The following is a 15,734-nucleotide window of genomic DNA, read 5'->3' as shown; positions in this document are numbered from 1 at the left end:
AATCGCCTCCTTCTTGTATCTCAGAGCTTTTCCAGTTCTTCCTTGGCTCCAGGCGCATAACGACCCACTGCCTTGAGCATCCAGAACTCTGCTTTGGATCGGCTCTTGGGCAGTCCGCCCCGCCCTTGTGCATACATCTTGCCTAATGCCAACTGAGCGTTGCCAAAGTCTGCGTCCGCTGACTGGCGGTAAAGTTTCGCAGCTTCGCGTTCATTGCGTTCAGTTCCACGCCCCTGCTCCAGCATCTGTGCCAATTCATATTGCGAGTACTTGTTACCTTGCAAAGCCGATTTGCGATACCACGCGACAGCGAGCTTTTCATCCTTTTCCACACCGCGCCCGGTGGCCAGCATTTCGGCATAATTGTTTTGACCAGATGCGTCCCCTGCCTCAGCGGCCTTAAGAAACCACCTTGCCGCGGTTACATCGCTCTGTGGAACTTCGTCACCCTCTTCGTAGATGTGAGCCAGTAACATATAGGCCATGACATAACCTCCCTCCGCCGACTGGTTGTAGTACGCCAACGCTTTGTCCATATCCTTGAGATTTTTGATTGATCGGCCGCCGCGATGGTAGATCTGCGCCAGACTGAACTGTGCTTTGGCGTTACCCTGCTCCGCCGCTTTCAGATCCCAATAAACACCTGCATCTTCACCCTCAACACTTCGATCCCAACTTAGTTCCTCAGCAAGTCCGACTTGCGCCTCGGCATTTCCTTGCTCTGCTGCCTTGCGAAACCACTCTTCCGGCATGCCAGGCGACCACTGCTCTACCACCCCGCAAAGGTTCTCCTGAATGGCTTTGCCAAACTGCGTCTGCGCTTCGAGATCACCTGCAACCGCTTGCTCATGCAGATGTTCCGAATTCGGTGTGCACTTCCCTGCCTTCATCCCGTCGTAGAGCTCACGTGGTTCTTGTGCCCATGTATTACATGCGATGAACATAGAAAAGAGGGCAGTACCCACTGCACCAATAGTTTTGAAACTGTTGCTCATTTGTTACTTCCTTGTCGCTTAAAAAATCCAAGAAAATCGGCGGAAAACACTAGGTCGCTTCAATCATCTGATCCGCAACCTCATACTTAACCACCACCCGATTTCGATACAACCTCACCCTCTCCACCAATTCCCCCACCTGCCCCTTCTCCCGCACCTCCCGCCAGATCTCATTCTCCCGATACACCCGCTCCCCCTCCCGCACAAACCGGTGCTTTTCCTGAAACACGTGATACCGATACTCCCGCACCCGATCGCACAACAACTCCCCCTCCAGCTGCGTGTCCCCCACGTTCAACTTCAACTGAAAAGTCCGATCCGTCGGGTTATGCAGTACCAGGTCAACGTAGTTGTAGAAAATTGCCGCGCCGGAACCGAATGGCAGTACTCGCCCTTCGTCCGGGAATGGGTCGAAGCTGTGGTTGGAGCGTTCAACGACTATCAGCGGTGAGTGGATCGCCATCCAGTGGATCAGGTTGCTCAGTTGGCAGATTCCGCCGCCGATACCGCTGCGTGCTTCGCCGAAGGACAGTTCCATGCCTTCGACGTAGCCGCGTTTGCGGGTTGGGCGGCCGACGAGGCGGCAGAAGGAGAAGTGTTCGCCGGGGGCGATGATGAGGCCGTCGATGGCGGCGACGGCGAGTTTCAGGTTGATGACCTTGTTGTGTTGCAGGGCGAGGTCGGAGTCGCCGAGTTTGCGGATGAGTTTCGAGGTGTGTTTGAGGTAGCGGAATGGCAGGCGATCAGCGCTGGCAACAAGGCGCGCGTAGCGTTTGCTGGAGCAGCGCCATGCGATCTGGCGCAACAGTCTTTTTTGCCACACGCGCAGCCAGTACAGGGCCGGGTGGTAGAGGGAGAGTGGTTTCATCCGTGAGGCGACGGCGAAATGCCGTTTCTTCCTTGAAGCGTGCAAAAGGGGTGCGCAGTTTAGCGTACGTCGCGCGCGAGGTGTCTTGGCTCGACACACTTTGACGTGCTTGCTGAACGCCGAATTAAGCTTCAACTAAGCTTGCGTCGCTAGCATCCCGGCCCGAGAGACACCTGTCGCCGATCAACCGCGGATGAGCTTCCCGAATGAGCCAGTTTGATTTACCAGCCGTTACGCAGCCGAATTTCAGTCTTGTATTGGTAAATTACAAAACCCCGGACATCACCCGGATGTGCCTGGAGTTGTTGCGTCAGCACGTTCAGGCGCAGCGCATTCCGGTTTGGGTGGTGGACAATGATTCGGCGGATGCCAGTCTGGATTATTTGCGTTCGCTGGACTGGATCAATCTGATCGAACGTCCCTCCCCCGGCAAAGAAGCGGGACATATTGCGCATGGCAAGGCGCTGGATCTGGCGCTGGAAAAAGTTGAAACCGACTATCTGTTTCTGCTGCACACCGACACCTTTGTCTACGACAAGGAAGTCTTTGCAATGATGCTGCGTGAGTGCATAAAGTCTGCGGACGTCGCCGCAGTCGGGTGTGTCGAACAAATCAATCGTGGGATTGTGAGAGACACCTGGCGGTTAACTTCGCGATTTTGCAAACACTATATTCGCCGGGCGAAAACTGCGTTGGGTTTGCGCAGTAAAGAGCCGAAACCTTATCGGGAAACTCACTTGAAGAGTTTCTGCACTTTGTGGAACGCCAAGTTGATGAAATCCCGGGGACTGCACTTTTGCATGGATGACCGGGTGCCCGGTTATACCCTGCAGGATCGAATGACAGCGTTGGGCTACGGCATCAAGCTGTTGGCGCCGCGCAAGATTTTCCGCTATCTGGATCACATCCAGGCAGGAACCGTCGCAGCTGCTGGAACCTACGGCAAAAACCACCGCCGCACCAAGATGTATGAAGCCACCCTCAAACGTTTTGAGGGGCAGGCATCGGCATAATCGCGAACACAAAAAAGGGCGACTTGAAAGTCGCCCTTTTTTTTATCTGAAATTGTATACATCCGCTCCGAGGAGGTGTTCGCCCAGTGTAATGGCCTGGCAATCCATGCACCGGTAAAGAGCCCTGACACTGGGCGAACGGGAAGGATTTTAATAGAAGTTGGCGGATATGTCGTCATACATAAAGGTAAATTTTATGTACGAAAAAGTTAATAGATATTTATCGACGAAATCCTTTCACGAAACTTTCAAAGCACGGCTCAACTCCTTTCAGATGATTGTTCTCATACAATAAACTGTACAAGAACAACCATCTTGTAGAGTTAATGCTCAGCTTTCATGCTGACTGGTCACTTTTAATACATCGGTATAAGTGACAACTACGCTTTGCCCGACTTTCAGATCTTTCAGCTTGGCTTGAATTTCAGGCTTTTTAACGTCGAGGATTTTCGACTGGCCCGCCGGATTTTCCAGGGTCACCTGATTTTGCTTCAAATCAATTTTGGTGATTTTCAATTGCACCTGAATCTGCCGGTAGGCCTCGCCGCCCGGGTTTTCAGTGCCGGGAGCGTTGCGCAGCTCGCCGCTACGCTCGACCGTGCCAGGCAGACCTTTATCCACATCGGTATCGAGGTAGGCCGCCACGGAACGCTGCACTTCGACTTTGACCAGGTCGCCGACCTTGAGGTTGGCGAGGTTTTTCGCCTTGTCGCTGAGCTGAACATGGACTTGACGACCTTCGGCGCCTTCCAGCACGACCTGATGGTTGGCCGCATCGACGGCCAGCACTTTGGTCGTGACTTGATCGGCTTCGACAGTGGCAGACAGCGGAATATCGGCCGCCATTGCGCCGAAGCTGGTGGCGGACAGAACGGTTGCGAGGGTGATGGCCTTGGCCAGAGCATGGAGCTTCATAAGCGGTACTTTCCCTGTAATGAATGGCAGCACCCGGCGCCGACAAGTGGTTGACGGCGGATGTGCCACTGAGCATAGACGCTGTTCAGGGCTTGGCTGTTGTTTGTGACGGTTCGTCAGGCTTCGGGGTCATCCAGTTCATTGGCGACGTTCACGGCTGGCGAATCCTTGTGCAGATCATCGGCCTTGGCGCGCAGTATCTGCCACTGCTCCAGATCGATCGCGCCTTGGGCGAGCAGGTCGTCGGCGATATGTTGCAGGTCGAGGTAGTGAGCGTCGGGGGATTGCTGCCAGTAGGTCTGATCGTCGAACAGGCGCTGCCACGTGGTGAGGTCGGGGGGTTGCAGGTCGTCGCTCATGGGGGGAGTCCTCGCCGGGGCTTCGAAATGGGCCGGGATTGATCGGTAGAGGATGGTAGACGGGGCGGAGTTCCGGGCAATTGCTCTGTGGGTGACTGTGCCGGGGACTTCGCGAGCAAGCCCGCTCCCACAGGGGTTTGTGTACGAAATTCAGTACCCGGTCATCTCCAGATAGCCGCGCCCGCCATGGCTGCCGTTGATCCGCACCGGCCCTTCCCAGTAAGGGATGCGCAGGTTCATCCAGGCATTGGGATTGAGTGCGTCGAGGCTGATGTCGAGGTGTTTGTCCGGAATGCTGATCGACCAGCGCACCGGCATCTGGCGTCCGGCGACTTTGGCGGTGCCCTGGGCGGTCAGTTTGATCTGCTCGCCGTGCAGGGTTTCGGTCTGCCCGTCGGCGCTGATCCAGGTGCCGGTCAGATAGGGCGCACCATCAGTTTGCCGGGTGCGAAACAGCATCAGCGATTCACCGCTGTCCAGGTGCAGGGAAAACCAGTCCCAGCCGGTCTGATTGGCTGCCAGCGGCTGACTACTCCACTCACGATCCAGCCACGCCGGGCCGCTGACGGTGTAGGTCTGGCCGTCGATTTGCAGGGTGCCGCTGGCCTGAAAAAACGGCTGACTGTAGTAGTACGAGGCCTGGCCCTGTTCGGATTTGCGGCTGAAACCGTTGTCACCTTGTAACACCAGCGGACGACTGGAGGTGAGGTGCAGTTGATAGCTGAAATCTTTATCTCGGGCACTGAGTTGCAGATCCGTCAGCGGATCCTGCGTCTGACTGGCGAAGCGCCAATCATCGATCCACGCCTCGAACGGCGCGACGTTCACCCCGGCCTGCCCCACTCCGCCTCGGGCATAGCGCTCGGCGGCATGATGCGCGGTGGCTGAAGTCACTGCGGCATGCCCGAGCCAGATCGTCTGGTTGGCCCAGCCCGATTGTTGCGCCACGGGTTTCAAGGCGCTGCGAAACAACGTCCATTGCACGCCGAAATCGTGGCCCTGCTGATCCTTGAGATTGGCGGTGACGTACCACCATTCGATGCGAAAACCATCGTGCGCGCCGTGATCCGCCGGGAAGCTGAATACCCGCCCCGGCACCACCGGTGTGAACTGCGCGGCCTGATCGCCGAGTCCCGCAAAACCCTTCTGCTCAGGCATGGGCTGATCGCAACCGCCCAATAGCAACAGCGCGAACAGCAGCGCAACCAGGTTAATCCTCATGGGCAAACGTCCTCAACAGATCCGCCGGTTGCGTGCGATACAACGAATATAGCGGCCACGCCGAGGCCAATAGCGTCGCCAGCAACGCCAGCCCGAGCAACTGCAGCAGTTGCAGCGGAAAGATCCGCAACGGCAAGCGCCAGCCGAACGCCTGCACGTTGATCACCGCATCCAGACACCACGCCAACGCGATCCCCAACGGCAACGCCAGCACCAGTGTCAGCACCGCCAGCAGCCAGGTCTGGCCGAGGTTAAGCAGCATCAACTGACGGCGCGTCACACCCAGCGCCCACAGCGGCGCCAGTTGCCCGAGGCGACTCTGGCTCTGGGTCAGCAGGCTGATGAACAGCGCCACACCGGCCACCGCCAGGGTCAGGCTATTCAGTGCGGCGGTGGCGGCGAAAGTGCGCTCGAATACTTGCACCGACCAACCCTTGAGCCGCGCCTGATCGACGATGCGGCTGTCATCGAGTTGAAAGCGCGTTTGCAGTGCGCGCAAAAACGGCGGGATGTCGGGCGGCGCGATGCGCAAGTTGAAACGGTTCGGCGTCAGTGACGGCCATAGCCGCAGCAAATGATTGCTGTTGACCAGCAGGTGGCCCTTGGGATTGCCGTAGTCGGCGTAGATCCCGACGATTCGCGGTGACCACGCGCCGCCCGGCGTCGGCAAACTCAGATGATCCCCTGCGCGAACCTTCAGGCGTCGCGCCAGTTGTTCGCTGAGCATCACCGCGTCATCAGTTGCCAGATGCGCCCACGGATCACCGGCAATCGCCTCGAGCAACGGCCAGTGTTGGCGATAATAGGGATGATCGATCACCCCGAAGACATCCGCCGGCCACCCCTGCAGGGTCACCGCCACTTGCCAGTTGGGCAGCACCGCGCTGACGCTCGGCTGTTGTTTGAGCCAGGCGTACATTTCGCGGGACTGCGCCGGATTGACCGGGTTGAGGTACAGCTCGGCACTGAGACGTTGTTCGAGCCAGTCGTCGAAGGTCTGGCGAAAACCGGCGGTCATGCTGCCCGCGCCGATGTTCGCCGATAGCGCCAGCAGCAACGCCATCAGCGCCAGACTGAGTGCCGGCAGTTGCTGGCGGCAGTCGGCGAGAAACCACTGGCCGAGTATCGAGCGACTGCGCCCGAGCAAGGGATTGAGCACCGCGCTGAGCACCACCGGCAACGCCAGCGCGGCGCCGAGCAGCAACCCGGCCATCAACACAAACCCGCTACCGAGGCTGTCACCGAACAGCAATGCCAACAGCGCGATCAGGCCCAGCAGCGCCGCCAGCCAACCCTGACGTCGCAACCAGCGCGCATGTTGCAGATGCCAGGCCTGCGGATCCGCCACCGCCAACAGCGGCAGTCGTGCCGCACGCAACAGACTGTTGGCGCCGGCCAGCAACGCGCCGAACAGGCTCAACCCGATACCGCTGAACCACCACCACGGACTCAGGCGCAACTGCCCCGCCACTTCTGCGCCGTACAGACCGCGCAGACTGGCGGCGACATCCGGCAGCAGCACGCTCGCCAGCCAGTAACCGCTGATGACCCCGAACACCCCGCCAACCAACGCCAGCACACCGAGTTCGACGATCAGACAGCCGATCAACATCCGCGCACTGACCCCGCAGGCGCGCAACGTGCGTAGCAGACCACGACGCTGTTCCAGCGCCAGACCGATGGCCGCGTGCACGATGAACAGCCCGACCAGAAAAGAGAGAAATCCCAACGCATCGAGGTTGAGGTGAAAACTCTCGGTCAGGCGCGAAAGATTGTTTTCCTCGGCGCTGCTTTTAAGCTGCAACCGACCGTTGAACCCCGGCGGTAGCTCGGCATGAAAATCCTTGGGCAGTAACAGCCGCGACAGTTGCCCGGGCTGTTCGAGCAGGGTTTGCGCGACACCGATGTCGACCAGCAACACGCCCGGCGCCATGTCCTTTTGTGTGTGCAGCGGCGGCAGGGTCTGGCCGCTGGCGGTTTGCGGCGTGGCGCCTTCGCTGAGGTTCAAGGCCTGCAACGTTTCCGGGGAAATCCACGTGCTGCCCGGCGGTGAGAAGAACTCGACGATGCGCTCGATCGGCATCGCCTGCCCGGCCACCGCAGCGTCCGTCGGCAGCGACACCGGTTCGATGCCCATCAGTTGCAGCCGCTGGTCCTGGTGATCCTTGAGCATCAGCCGGCCTTGCAGCAGCGGCGAGACTGGCCAGCCCGCGCGGCGTAGATCAATGAACCACTGCTGGGTAAACGTCGCCCCACTGGGCGCAACAAGACTGGCCTGCGGTTCGCCTCCAATCATCTGACTGGCCCGGGCGTAACTGTCGCGGGCCTGACTGTTCAGCGCTTCGACCCCGGTCAACAGACTTGTAGCCAGCCACAACCCGGTCAGCACACTGAAAAACTGCACCGGGTGCCGTCGCCAATGACTGAGCAGCGCGCGCAGGGTTTGCCAGAAAACGTTCACGTCAGATGGCCGTTGGACAACACCACGCGCCGCGCCAGGCGTGCCGCCACACGCGGGCTGTGCGTGACCATCAGCAGCGTGGTCGGTGTGTCATCAAGCAGCTCCAGCAACAGACGCAGCACTTCATCACTGGTGGCCTCGTCAAGGCTGCCGGTGGGTTCGTCGGCGAGCAACAATTTTGGCCGTGACGCCAAGGCCCGGGCCAGCGCAACCCGCTGCTGCTGGCCGCCCGACAACTGCTCGGGATAACGCGTGAGCAAATCGCCCAGGCCCAGACGCTGCACCAGATGCGCCTGCCAGCGCGGCTCATGCCGTCCGGCCAGACGCGCCTGAAACGCCAGATTGTCCTCGACCCGCAGACTGCCGATCAGGTTGAACTGCTGGAACACCAGACCGATTTCGGTGCGACGCCAGTCGGCCAGTTGCGCCTCGTTCATCTGCTCCAGCCGATGTTCGCCGCTGTGGATGCTGCCGCGATCGACCTTGTCGAGGCCGGCGATCAGGTGCAGCAAGGTGCTTTTGCCGCTGCCGGATTCGCCCATCAGCGCCAGACTGCTGCCGGGTTCGAGCGTCAGGTCGACGCCTTGCAGCACCGGGAGCGGGCCTTGGGGGGTGAGGTAACTTTTGAAGACGCCTTGAACCTGAAGCATGCCGCCATCCGTTGGGTCAGTGTGGGGCAAGGATAGCGGATAGCGACCTGATTGGATCAGAGGTGTTCGTACTGGCCTCATCGCTGGCAAGCCAGCTCCCACAGGGATTGAGGTGGCTCACAAATACTGGACTCACCATCAAACACTGTGGGAAGTATCTTCAGATCAGTGGTGTTTGAACTGGCCCCATCGCTTGCAGGCAAGCTCCTACAGGGGTTGAGATTGTCCACAAATACCGGGTTCACCCTGAAACACTATGGGAGCTGGCTTGCCAGCGATGAGGCCAGTGAAACCGGCACAAATCTCACTTCCCGGTTGCCACACTGGTCGCAGCCTCCCCCGGCGTGACAATCGTCTTCAGATCAATGTGCTTCCACTCAGGCTTGGCCCCCAACCGCGCATTGAAGCGATAGTTGAAGGTGAAATCGTCCGCGGTCGGCAGCGTCAGCGGTTTGCCATATACCGCCTCGATACCCGCCAGGTCGTAACCCATCAACTGCAGCAGCGTCGGGAAGATGTTGTAGTGGCTGGAGCGATCCTTGTTCTGCGCCAATGCCTGCGTCCAGTCCGGGCCGTGCACCTGATCGCCCTGAATCACCACCAGCGGCACCAGCCCTTCTTCCTCGACCGGATCGCCGCCGCAGTGGGTGTTGAGCCCGGGATTGCCGCGCTCATGCAGGTCCTGGCCGTGATCGGAGGTGTAGATCAGCAGTGCATTGTGCAAATTGGCCTGGGCAAAGACCCGGGCGAAAAACTCGCCGACGTTCCACAGCACGGTGTTTTTGTAGGCGTTGCGGTACAGCACCCAGTCATCCGGCTGGCCGTTGAAACCGTCGCGTTTACCGGTGTCGGCCACTTCGGTGAACTGCCCACGTGGCAAGGTCGGACGATACGCCATGAAGGCGTCGGGGTATTTGTCGTGCACCGGGAAATGCGCGCCGACCTTGTTGATCACCACCAACTCCGGCTGATCATCGTTGAGCAGTTCGATCAGTTTCGCGGCGGCGGCCATGTCGCGATCACGCACACTGGTCTGGTCAAACTGGACGAATTCGTCGATGTCCTTTTTTTCGGTGTCGGTCATCAGATTCTGCAAATTGCCGCCGGTGCGCTGGGCGTCGATGTACACCGTGCGCAACCCGGCTTTTTTCGCGTACTGCCAGATCGACGGCAGCGTGCTGTTGATGCGCATGTAATCGGCGCGAGTGCCGCCGTAGCGCAGGGTGACGTTGGTATCGGCGCTGCAATTGGCAATGGACGCGGCGTAGCCGTAGTTGAAGATGTCGACACCCGGATGCGCCTGCTTGAGGTTGCTGTGCACCCCGAACGGCGTGTTGATGTCCAGGTAATTGCCGGAAATGCTTTCGTCGATGATCAGCACGATGTCGTGATTGATCGCCACGGTGTTGCGCGCCAACGTCACCGGCTCACGCGGGCCGACCGTGTTGTGCAGCGCTTCATAGGCAAACAGGTTCAGATAGGCCAGCGGCGTGTACATGATCGGCAAACCGCGCGCGCCCTCGCCCGCCCGCAGGAACAACACCGTACTCAACAGCAACACGCCACATACCGGCGCTGCCACGCGCAACGCATTGGGCACCACCAGTGCATGACGCGGCTTGAGACCGATACCGAACAGCAACAGCAGCCCGCTGAGCGCGCCATGAATGATCGCGTCGCGATACTGGTAGGCGGCTTCCTGGATGAAGCCGCCAGAGTACACCAGCGACACAAAGCTGCTGTAGCTCAGGTAATCCGCGGTGACCCGGGTATAGACATCAAAAAACACCGCTGAGACAAACAGTGTTATTGCGAACAAGTGGCGAATGAGAGCCTGACGAATATAAGCCGTTAGATATAACGCTAAAGTAAGCGCCAAAAACATCGCGCCAAAAAGAAGTACAGCAAAACCGACACCGATAGCATTTAACCGCTCAATGTAATATTCGGAATAAAGCAGCAAATAAACAATCAAAAGTAATTCTTTGGCATATCTGAACATGGCGATACCGCTCGTGCAAAACGGCAGAGAGTCAAAGGTTTGTCGGTCAGAACCTGACACTAGCACCCAGCCATCAAAGCGCAAGAATTGACTGTATTCTTTAGAAAGCGTCAAAAAACCGGTGACTCAAATCTGACACACGCAAAACGCTAGAAGCCTTTAAATTAAAGACTTACAACCGTTTATCGCTTATTTTAAATCTGAACAAATCTGCAAAAAAACAACAAATCCAATCGCAGCAATGACTTGATGGCCAATCGCCAAAAAGCGCTCAAGTGTTATACAGGTGCAACATGTCATTTTGCTGACACGCTTTCCAAACCCTGCGCTATACCCCTTTTACAGTCTTCTTCCGAACTTCTTCTTTTCGCTCTATCGAGGGTGCGCAGATGGACGTGAGCGTATTTGGCACCGGCTACGTCGGATTAATTCAAGCCGCCGCACTTGCAGATGTAGGGCATCGGGTTTTATGCGTTGATATTGACCCCAACAAGATTAAACAACTGCAACAAGCCGTGCCGCCTATTAGTGAGCCGGGGTTATCCGCTGCGCTGGAAGAAAACATCAAGGCCGGGCGTCTGCTGTTCAGTACCCAGGCCAGCGACGCGGTAGAACATGCCGAACTGATTTTCATCGCCGTGGGCACGCCGGCCGATGAGGACGGTTCCGCCGACCTCAGCCATGTGCTGAACGTGGCCCGGCAGATCGCCTCGCACATGGAGGCTGATCGCACCCTGATCATCAAGTCCACGGTGCCGGTCGGCACGGCGGACCAGGTTGCCGCCAAGGCCAACGAAGAGCTGCAACGTCGTGGCCGCAGCAGCCTGAAGGTACGGGTGGTGTCCAACCCCGAATTCCTCAAGGAAGGCAGCGCCCTCGCCGATTGCATGCGTCCGGACCGGATCATCGTCGGCACCCGCGATGACGCAGCCCGCGAGCAGATGAGCGAGCTGTACGCGCCGTTCTGCCGCAACCACGAAAAACTGATGTTCATGGACAACCGCAGCGCCGAGCTGACCAAGTACGCGGCCAACGCAATGCTCGCCACGCGCATCAGCTTCATGAACGAACTGGCCAACCTCACCGAACTGCTGGGCGCCGACATCGAAGCCGTGCGCAAAGGCATCGGCTCCGACCCGCGCATCGGCTACCACTTCATCTACCCCGGTTGCGGCTTCGGCGGTTCGTGCTTCCCCAAGGATCTGCGTGCCCTGTTGCACACCGCCGAACACAACGGCATGCCGCTGAAACTGCTGCGCAGCGTCACCGACGTCAATGACAGTCAGCGGCACATTCTGTTCAGCAAACTCAAGGCGCAGTTTCCGCAGGGTCTGGCCGGCAAGTCGATCGCGATCTGGGGCCTGGCGTTCAAACCCAATACCGATGACATGCGCGAAGCCCCCAGCCGCTACCTGATGGACGCGTTGTGGGCCGAAGGCGCCAGCGTGCAGGCCTACGATCCGGAAGCCATGTCTGAATGCCGGCGCCTCTACGGCTATCGCAACGACCTGCATCTGTGCGCCACTCGCGACGACACCCTGGAAGATGCCGATGCGCTGGTGATCTGCACCGAATGGAAAAATTTTCGCGTGGTGGATTTCGAGCTGCTGGCGAGCAAGCTGCGTTCGAAGGTGATCGTTGACGGTCGCAACCTCTACAACCCGGAACACGTGGCCGCCGCCGGTCTGCATTACAGCGGCATCGGCCTGCGCCACATCGCTCCGGAAGGACTGCGCCCATGAAAATCCTGGTCACCGGCGCTGCCGGCTTCATTGGCGCCCATTGCGTGTTGCGGCTGATGCGCGACGGGCATGCGGTGGTCGGCCTGGACAACTTCAACGGCTACTACGACCCGCAGCTGAAACACGATCGGGTGCAATGGATACGTAATCAGGTCGGGCATTTCCCGATCGCGCGGATTGATCTGGCCGATGCCGCGGCGATTGAAGCGCTGTTTGTCCGCGAGCAACCGCAAGTGGTGATCCACCTCGCGGCGCAGGCCGGCGTACGCTACTCGCTGGAAAACCCAAAGGCCTACCTCGACAGCAACCTCAGCGGTTTCCTGAATATTCTCGAAGGCTGCCGGCACCATCCGGTGGAGCACCTGATCTACGCCTCGTCGAGCTCGGTCTACGGCGCCAACCAGCACACGCCTTATTCGGTGCATGACGGTGTGAATCACCCACTGTCGCTGTACGCCGCGACCAAAAAAGCCAACGAGCTGATGGCTCACAGCTACAGCCATCTGTTCGGCATCCCGAGCACCGGGCTGCGCTTTTTCACCGTGTACGGGCCATGGGGTCGGCCAGACATGTCGCCGATTCAGTTCGCCCGGGCGATCACCGATGGCACCCCGCTGAAACTGTTCAACTACGGCGAGCACCAGCGCGATTTCACCTACATCGACGACATCGTCGAAAGCATCGCCCGGCTCACCGACCATCCGCCGCACAACCACCCGGAGTGGGATCGCGAACACCCCGATGCCGGCAGCAGCATGGCCCCGTGGTGCCTGTTCAACATCGGCGGCCACCATCCGGTGGAACTGAAAACCTACCTGGCGTTGATGGAAAAACACCTCGGCCAGAAAGCCATTGTCGAGCTCTTGCCCCTGCAACCGGGCGATGTGCTCAACACCTGTGCCGAAACCGATGATCTGGCCCAGGCCACCGGGTTCCAGCCCCGGATCGAGCTGGATGAAGGCTTGGGGCGTTTCATCGCCTGGTTTCGCGACTACTACCCCACTGCCTGTCGCCCACGCGCCGCTCGCGGCTGAACTTCAGCGGAGGTTCTCATGACTGGACATGAACAAGGTGTACCGATCAATCAGATGCGTCGTGACAAGCGCATGGATCCCGAACACCGAATGCGCCTGGATACCGCCATCCACAGGCAGGGTCGTGGCTGGTTGACCGGTCGCGACGGTGGCCGGCCATGGACGCTGTCACGCACCAACCGAGTGCTGGCCTGCTTCGGTGCGCTGATGATCCTGGTGGTGTTTTCGCCGCTGCTGCTGGGCCTGGCACTGACCATCAAATTCACCAGCCCGGGACCGGTGATGTTCGTGCAGAAACGCACCGGCTATCGCGGCCGCACGTTCGGCATGTACAAGTTCCGCACCATGGTCTGCAACGCCGAAGAGCTGAAGGAATCGCTGCGCCACCTCAACAAGCACGGGGTCGACGCCATCGATTTCAAGATCGACAAGGACCCGCGCATCACCGGGATCGGCGGTTTCCTGCGGCGCACCAGCCTCGACGAACTGCCCAATCTGTTCAATGTGGTGAGCGGTGACATGCGCCTGGTCGGCCCGCGTCCGACCTCGTTCAACGCCTACCGCTACAAAGACCGCCACCTCGCTCGCCTGAGCATCTACCCCGGCATGACCGGCCTGTGGCAGATCTCCGGGCGCAGCAACATCGACTTCGACCAGCGCGTTGAGTTGGACCTCAGCTACATCGCCGAGCAAAGCCTTTTGCTTGATCTGAAGATCCTGTTGAAAACCCCCTTCAAAGTATTCAGCGGCCACGGAGCAAGCTAATGGACGGTTCAACCAACAAAAGCCTGAGCATTGCCAACCCCAGCGAATCGAACCTGATTTCGACCGTGCTGGATCTGGATCTGCGGATCCTGTTCCTGACCGCCGCCAACCCTGGTGCCGGCACCACCACCAGTGCGCTGGCGCTGGCCAGCCAACTGGCGCAGATGAGCAGCGGTCAGGTGCTGCTGGTCGACGCCAGCCAGTCGGCGAGCAACCTCACCCAACAGTTGAACCTGAGCAAGGAGCGCGGCCTGCGCGATCTGCTGTTCAACCCGGACAACCCGCCGCTGTTGCAGGACTGCGTGGTGCAGGTGTCGAGCCTGCCGTTCCATGTCCTGCCCAACGGTCGGCCGATCCGCACGCTGGAGCACCTGACTGCCGAGCGCCTGAGCCCGTTGCTCGATCAACTGGGCAGCCAGTACCGCTTTGTGGTGATCGATGGTGACGCGGTGTACTCCGCCGCCGACACGCTGGTACTCGCCACTCAGGTCGATGGCGTGGTGTTCGTGGTACGCGCCGAGGACACGCGCTGGGAAGTCGCCCAGGCCGCCGTGCAACGCCTGACCCAGGCCGGGGCAAAAGTGGTTGGCAGCGTCTTCAACCGGCGCAAGTACTACATGCCCAAATGGCTTTACAAAAACCTGTAAGCAAATGCGAAGGATGACGCCATGAACGCCAAGATACTTGTTCTGCTGATGCTGCCGCTTGCAGGCTGCTCCAGCAATTCCGAGACCCAGACCATGCCGGTGAACATTCTCACCGCCACCCCGGCCAACGCCCAGGCCACCGATATGCCGAAGATCGAGCAGACGTTGCGCCCGCAAGACGTGCTGGACGTGATCTTCCACATCAGCACCAGCGGTTCGGACGCCTACCGCGTGCAATCGGGTGACCAGATCGGCCTGAACTTCACCGCGGCCAGCCAGCTCAACGGCAACCAGTTGGTGCTGCCTGACGGCACCATCAACCTGCCGGGCGCCAACACCTCGGTGAAAATCGCCGGGCTGACCGGCGACGAAGCGCGCGAAGAAATCCAGCGTGCCTACCAGCGCAAACAGCTGTTCCAGCCCAACCGCAATCAGCTGACGGTGCAGGTCATCAGTCCGCTGACCAATGAGCAGAACCTCAAAAGTGCCCTCAACCATCCCGCCACCGGTATGAGCCGTGAGATCACCGTGGGCAACGACGGTTATGCGAGTTTTCCGGAAATCGGCGCGGTGCCACTGCAAGGCATGACCATCAACCAGCTGGAAACCTTCCTCAACCAGAAGTACGCACAACTGCCAGGTCGGATGAGCGTCGATGTGATGCTCAAATCCACCGCCGGCAACGAGATCTATGTGCTGGGTGAAGTCGGCCAGCCGGGTTCCTATCCGATTCGTCGCCCGGTCTCGGTACTTGAAGCATTGACCCTGGCCCGTGGCACCAACATCAAGGCGCGCCTCGACTCGGTGGTGATCATGCGCCGCAACGGCAATCAGGTGCAGGCGGTGCATTACGACGTCGAGAAAGCCCTGTCCGGCGACGCTTCGCAAATCGCCTATCTGCAACCGGACGACATGCTCTACGTGCCCAAAACCAAACTGGCCAGTGCCGGCGAGCTCGCGCGGCAATTGGCGGACGTGGTGCTGTTCCAGGGCGTGGGCATGAGTTTCAGCTATCGCCTCGACAACAAGAACGACAACAGCAGCAACTAACCGACTCTCAGG

14 protein-coding genes are annotated in these 15,734 nt (G+C 59.2%); 6 read left to right on the top strand and 8 right to left on the bottom strand.

Features of this window, described 5'->3' with window-relative positions; translation table 11 throughout:
• Positions 1 to 20: 20 nt before the first annotated feature.
• On the bottom strand, positions 21 to 995 hold the full coding sequence (locus tag NTD85_RS20300; protein ID WP_262143037.1) for a tetratricopeptide repeat protein: 975 nt from the start codon (positions 993 to 995) through the stop codon (positions 21 to 23).
• A 49-nt stretch (positions 996 to 1,044) separates the two neighbouring features.
• Positions 1,045 to 1,863 carry a VanW family protein gene (locus NTD85_RS20295; protein ID WP_262143036.1) on the bottom strand — a complete coding sequence of 273 codons (819 nt, stop codon included), beginning with the start codon at positions 1,861 to 1,863 and terminating at the stop codon, positions 1,045 to 1,047.
• Positions 1,864 to 2,069: 206 nt separating this feature from the next.
• Here NTD85_RS20295 and NTD85_RS20290 point away from each other — a divergent pair, with 206 nt between their 5' ends.
• Positions 2,070 to 2,876, top strand: a complete 807-nt coding sequence (locus tag NTD85_RS20290; RefSeq protein ID WP_201137192.1) for a glycosyltransferase family 2 protein — start codon at positions 2,070 to 2,072, stop codon at positions 2,874 to 2,876.
• Positions 2,877 to 3,206: 330 nt separating this feature from the next.
• Here NTD85_RS20290 and NTD85_RS20285 read toward each other — a convergent pair whose 3' ends face one another.
• The 6 genes from NTD85_RS20285 to NTD85_RS20260 form a co-directional block, all read right to left on the bottom strand.
• A complete protein-coding gene (locus NTD85_RS20285; RefSeq protein WP_003226266.1) occupies positions 3,207 to 3,791 on the bottom strand; it encodes a hypothetical protein in 585 nt (194 codons plus the stop codon).
• A gap of 116 nt (positions 3,792 to 3,907) precedes the next feature.
• The gene (locus tag NTD85_RS20280) at positions 3,908 to 4,150 is read right to left on the bottom strand and encodes a hypothetical protein (protein ID WP_003226268.1); all 243 of its coding nucleotides are present in this window, start codon (positions 4,148 to 4,150) and stop codon (positions 3,908 to 3,910) included.
• Positions 4,151 to 4,300: 150 nt separating this feature from the next.
• Positions 4,301 to 5,371, bottom strand: coding sequence for a lipocalin-like domain-containing protein (locus tag NTD85_RS20275; RefSeq protein WP_262143035.1), 1,071 nt, complete (start codon positions 5,369 to 5,371; stop codon positions 4,301 to 4,303).
• Entirely contained in the window at positions 5,361 to 7,832 is a 2,472-nt protein-coding gene (locus NTD85_RS20270; protein ID WP_262143034.1) for an ABC transporter permease, read from the bottom strand. Before NTD85_RS20270 ends, NTD85_RS20275 begins: the two co-directional genes overlap by 11 nt.
• Positions 7,829 to 8,482, bottom strand: a complete 654-nt coding sequence (locus NTD85_RS20265; RefSeq protein ID WP_003226276.1) for an ABC transporter ATP-binding protein — start codon at positions 8,480 to 8,482, stop codon at positions 7,829 to 7,831. The genes NTD85_RS20270 and NTD85_RS20265 overlap by 4 nt, the downstream gene beginning before the upstream one ends.
• 304 nt (positions 8,483 to 8,786) lie before the next feature.
• Entirely contained in the window at positions 8,787 to 10,484 is a 1,698-nt protein-coding gene (locus NTD85_RS20260; protein ID WP_262143033.1) for a sulfatase-like hydrolase/transferase, read from the bottom strand.
• Between the two features lie 389 nt (positions 10,485 to 10,873).
• Between NTD85_RS20260 and NTD85_RS20255 the strand changes: the two genes are divergently transcribed.
• From NTD85_RS20255 to NTD85_RS20235, 5 genes are read left to right on the top strand one after another with little or no spacing between them, the layout of a single operon-like run.
• Positions 10,874 to 12,226 (top strand): UDP-glucose dehydrogenase family protein, encoded by a 1,353-nt coding sequence (locus NTD85_RS20255; RefSeq protein WP_262143032.1) that lies wholly within the window; start codon positions 10,874 to 10,876, stop codon positions 12,224 to 12,226.
• Complete coding sequence (locus NTD85_RS20250; protein WP_003226284.1) at positions 12,223 to 13,260, top strand: NAD-dependent epimerase; 1,038 nt, start codon at positions 12,223 to 12,225, stop codon at positions 13,258 to 13,260. Before NTD85_RS20255 ends, NTD85_RS20250 begins: the two co-directional genes overlap by 4 nt.
• 18 nt (positions 13,261 to 13,278) lie before the next feature.
• Positions 13,279 to 14,025 (top strand): sugar transferase, encoded by a 747-nt coding sequence (locus tag NTD85_RS20245; protein WP_003226286.1) that lies wholly within the window; start codon positions 13,279 to 13,281, stop codon positions 14,023 to 14,025.
• Positions 14,025 to 14,672, top strand: coding sequence for a CpsD/CapB family tyrosine-protein kinase (locus tag NTD85_RS20240; protein ID WP_003226287.1), 648 nt, complete (start codon positions 14,025 to 14,027; stop codon positions 14,670 to 14,672). The genes NTD85_RS20245 and NTD85_RS20240 overlap by 1 nt, the downstream gene beginning before the upstream one ends.
• A gap of 21 nt (positions 14,673 to 14,693) precedes the next feature.
• Positions 14,694 to 15,722, top strand: coding sequence for a polysaccharide biosynthesis/export family protein (locus NTD85_RS20235; protein WP_003226289.1), 1,029 nt, complete (start codon positions 14,694 to 14,696; stop codon positions 15,720 to 15,722).
• Positions 15,723 to 15,734: the final 12 nt, after the last annotated feature.

The organism is Pseudomonas sp. 13B_3.2_Bac1 (assembly GCF_025466205.1).
Lineage (GTDB): Bacteria > Pseudomonadota > Gammaproteobacteria > Pseudomonadales > Pseudomonadaceae > Aquipseudomonas > Aquipseudomonas fluorescens_H.
This window is presented reverse-complemented; position numbering and strand designations above follow the sequence as displayed.

Excerpts from the sequence above, each read along its gene's own strand:
- NTD85_RS20300 (WP_262143037.1), bottom strand. The coding sequence starts at position 995 with ATGAGCAACAGTTTCAAAACTATTGGTGCAGTGGGTACTGCCCTCTTT.
- NTD85_RS20295 (WP_262143036.1), bottom strand. The coding sequence starts at position 1,863 with ATGAAACCACTCTCCCTCTACCACCCGGCCCTGTACTGGCTGCGCGTG.
- NTD85_RS20290 (WP_201137192.1), top strand. The coding sequence starts at position 2,070 with ATGAGCCAGTTTGATTTACCAGCCGTTACGCAGCCGAATTTCAGTCTT.
- NTD85_RS20285 (WP_003226266.1), bottom strand. The coding sequence starts at position 3,791 with ATGAAGCTCCATGCTCTGGCCAAGGCCATCACCCTCGCAACCGTTCTG.
- NTD85_RS20280 (WP_003226268.1), bottom strand. The coding sequence starts at position 4,150 with ATGAGCGACGACCTGCAACCCCCCGACCTCACCACGTGGCAGCGCCTG.
- NTD85_RS20275 (WP_262143035.1), bottom strand. The coding sequence starts at position 5,371 with ATGAGGATTAACCTGGTTGCGCTGCTGTTCGCGCTGTTGCTATTGGGC.
- NTD85_RS20265 (WP_003226276.1), bottom strand. The coding sequence starts at position 8,482 with ATGCTTCAGGTTCAAGGCGTCTTCAAAAGTTACCTCACCCCCCAAGGC.
- NTD85_RS20260 (WP_262143033.1), bottom strand. The coding sequence starts at position 10,484 with ATGTTCAGATATGCCAAAGAATTACTTTTGATTGTTTATTTGCTGCTT.
- NTD85_RS20255 (WP_262143032.1), top strand. The coding sequence starts at position 10,874 with ATGGACGTGAGCGTATTTGGCACCGGCTACGTCGGATTAATTCAAGCC.
- NTD85_RS20250 (WP_003226284.1), top strand. The coding sequence starts at position 12,223 with ATGAAAATCCTGGTCACCGGCGCTGCCGGCTTCATTGGCGCCCATTGC.
- NTD85_RS20245 (WP_003226286.1), top strand. The coding sequence starts at position 13,279 with ATGACTGGACATGAACAAGGTGTACCGATCAATCAGATGCGTCGTGAC.
- NTD85_RS20240 (WP_003226287.1), top strand. The coding sequence starts at position 14,025 with ATGGACGGTTCAACCAACAAAAGCCTGAGCATTGCCAACCCCAGCGAA.
- NTD85_RS20235 (WP_003226289.1), top strand. The coding sequence starts at position 14,694 with ATGAACGCCAAGATACTTGTTCTGCTGATGCTGCCGCTTGCAGGCTGC.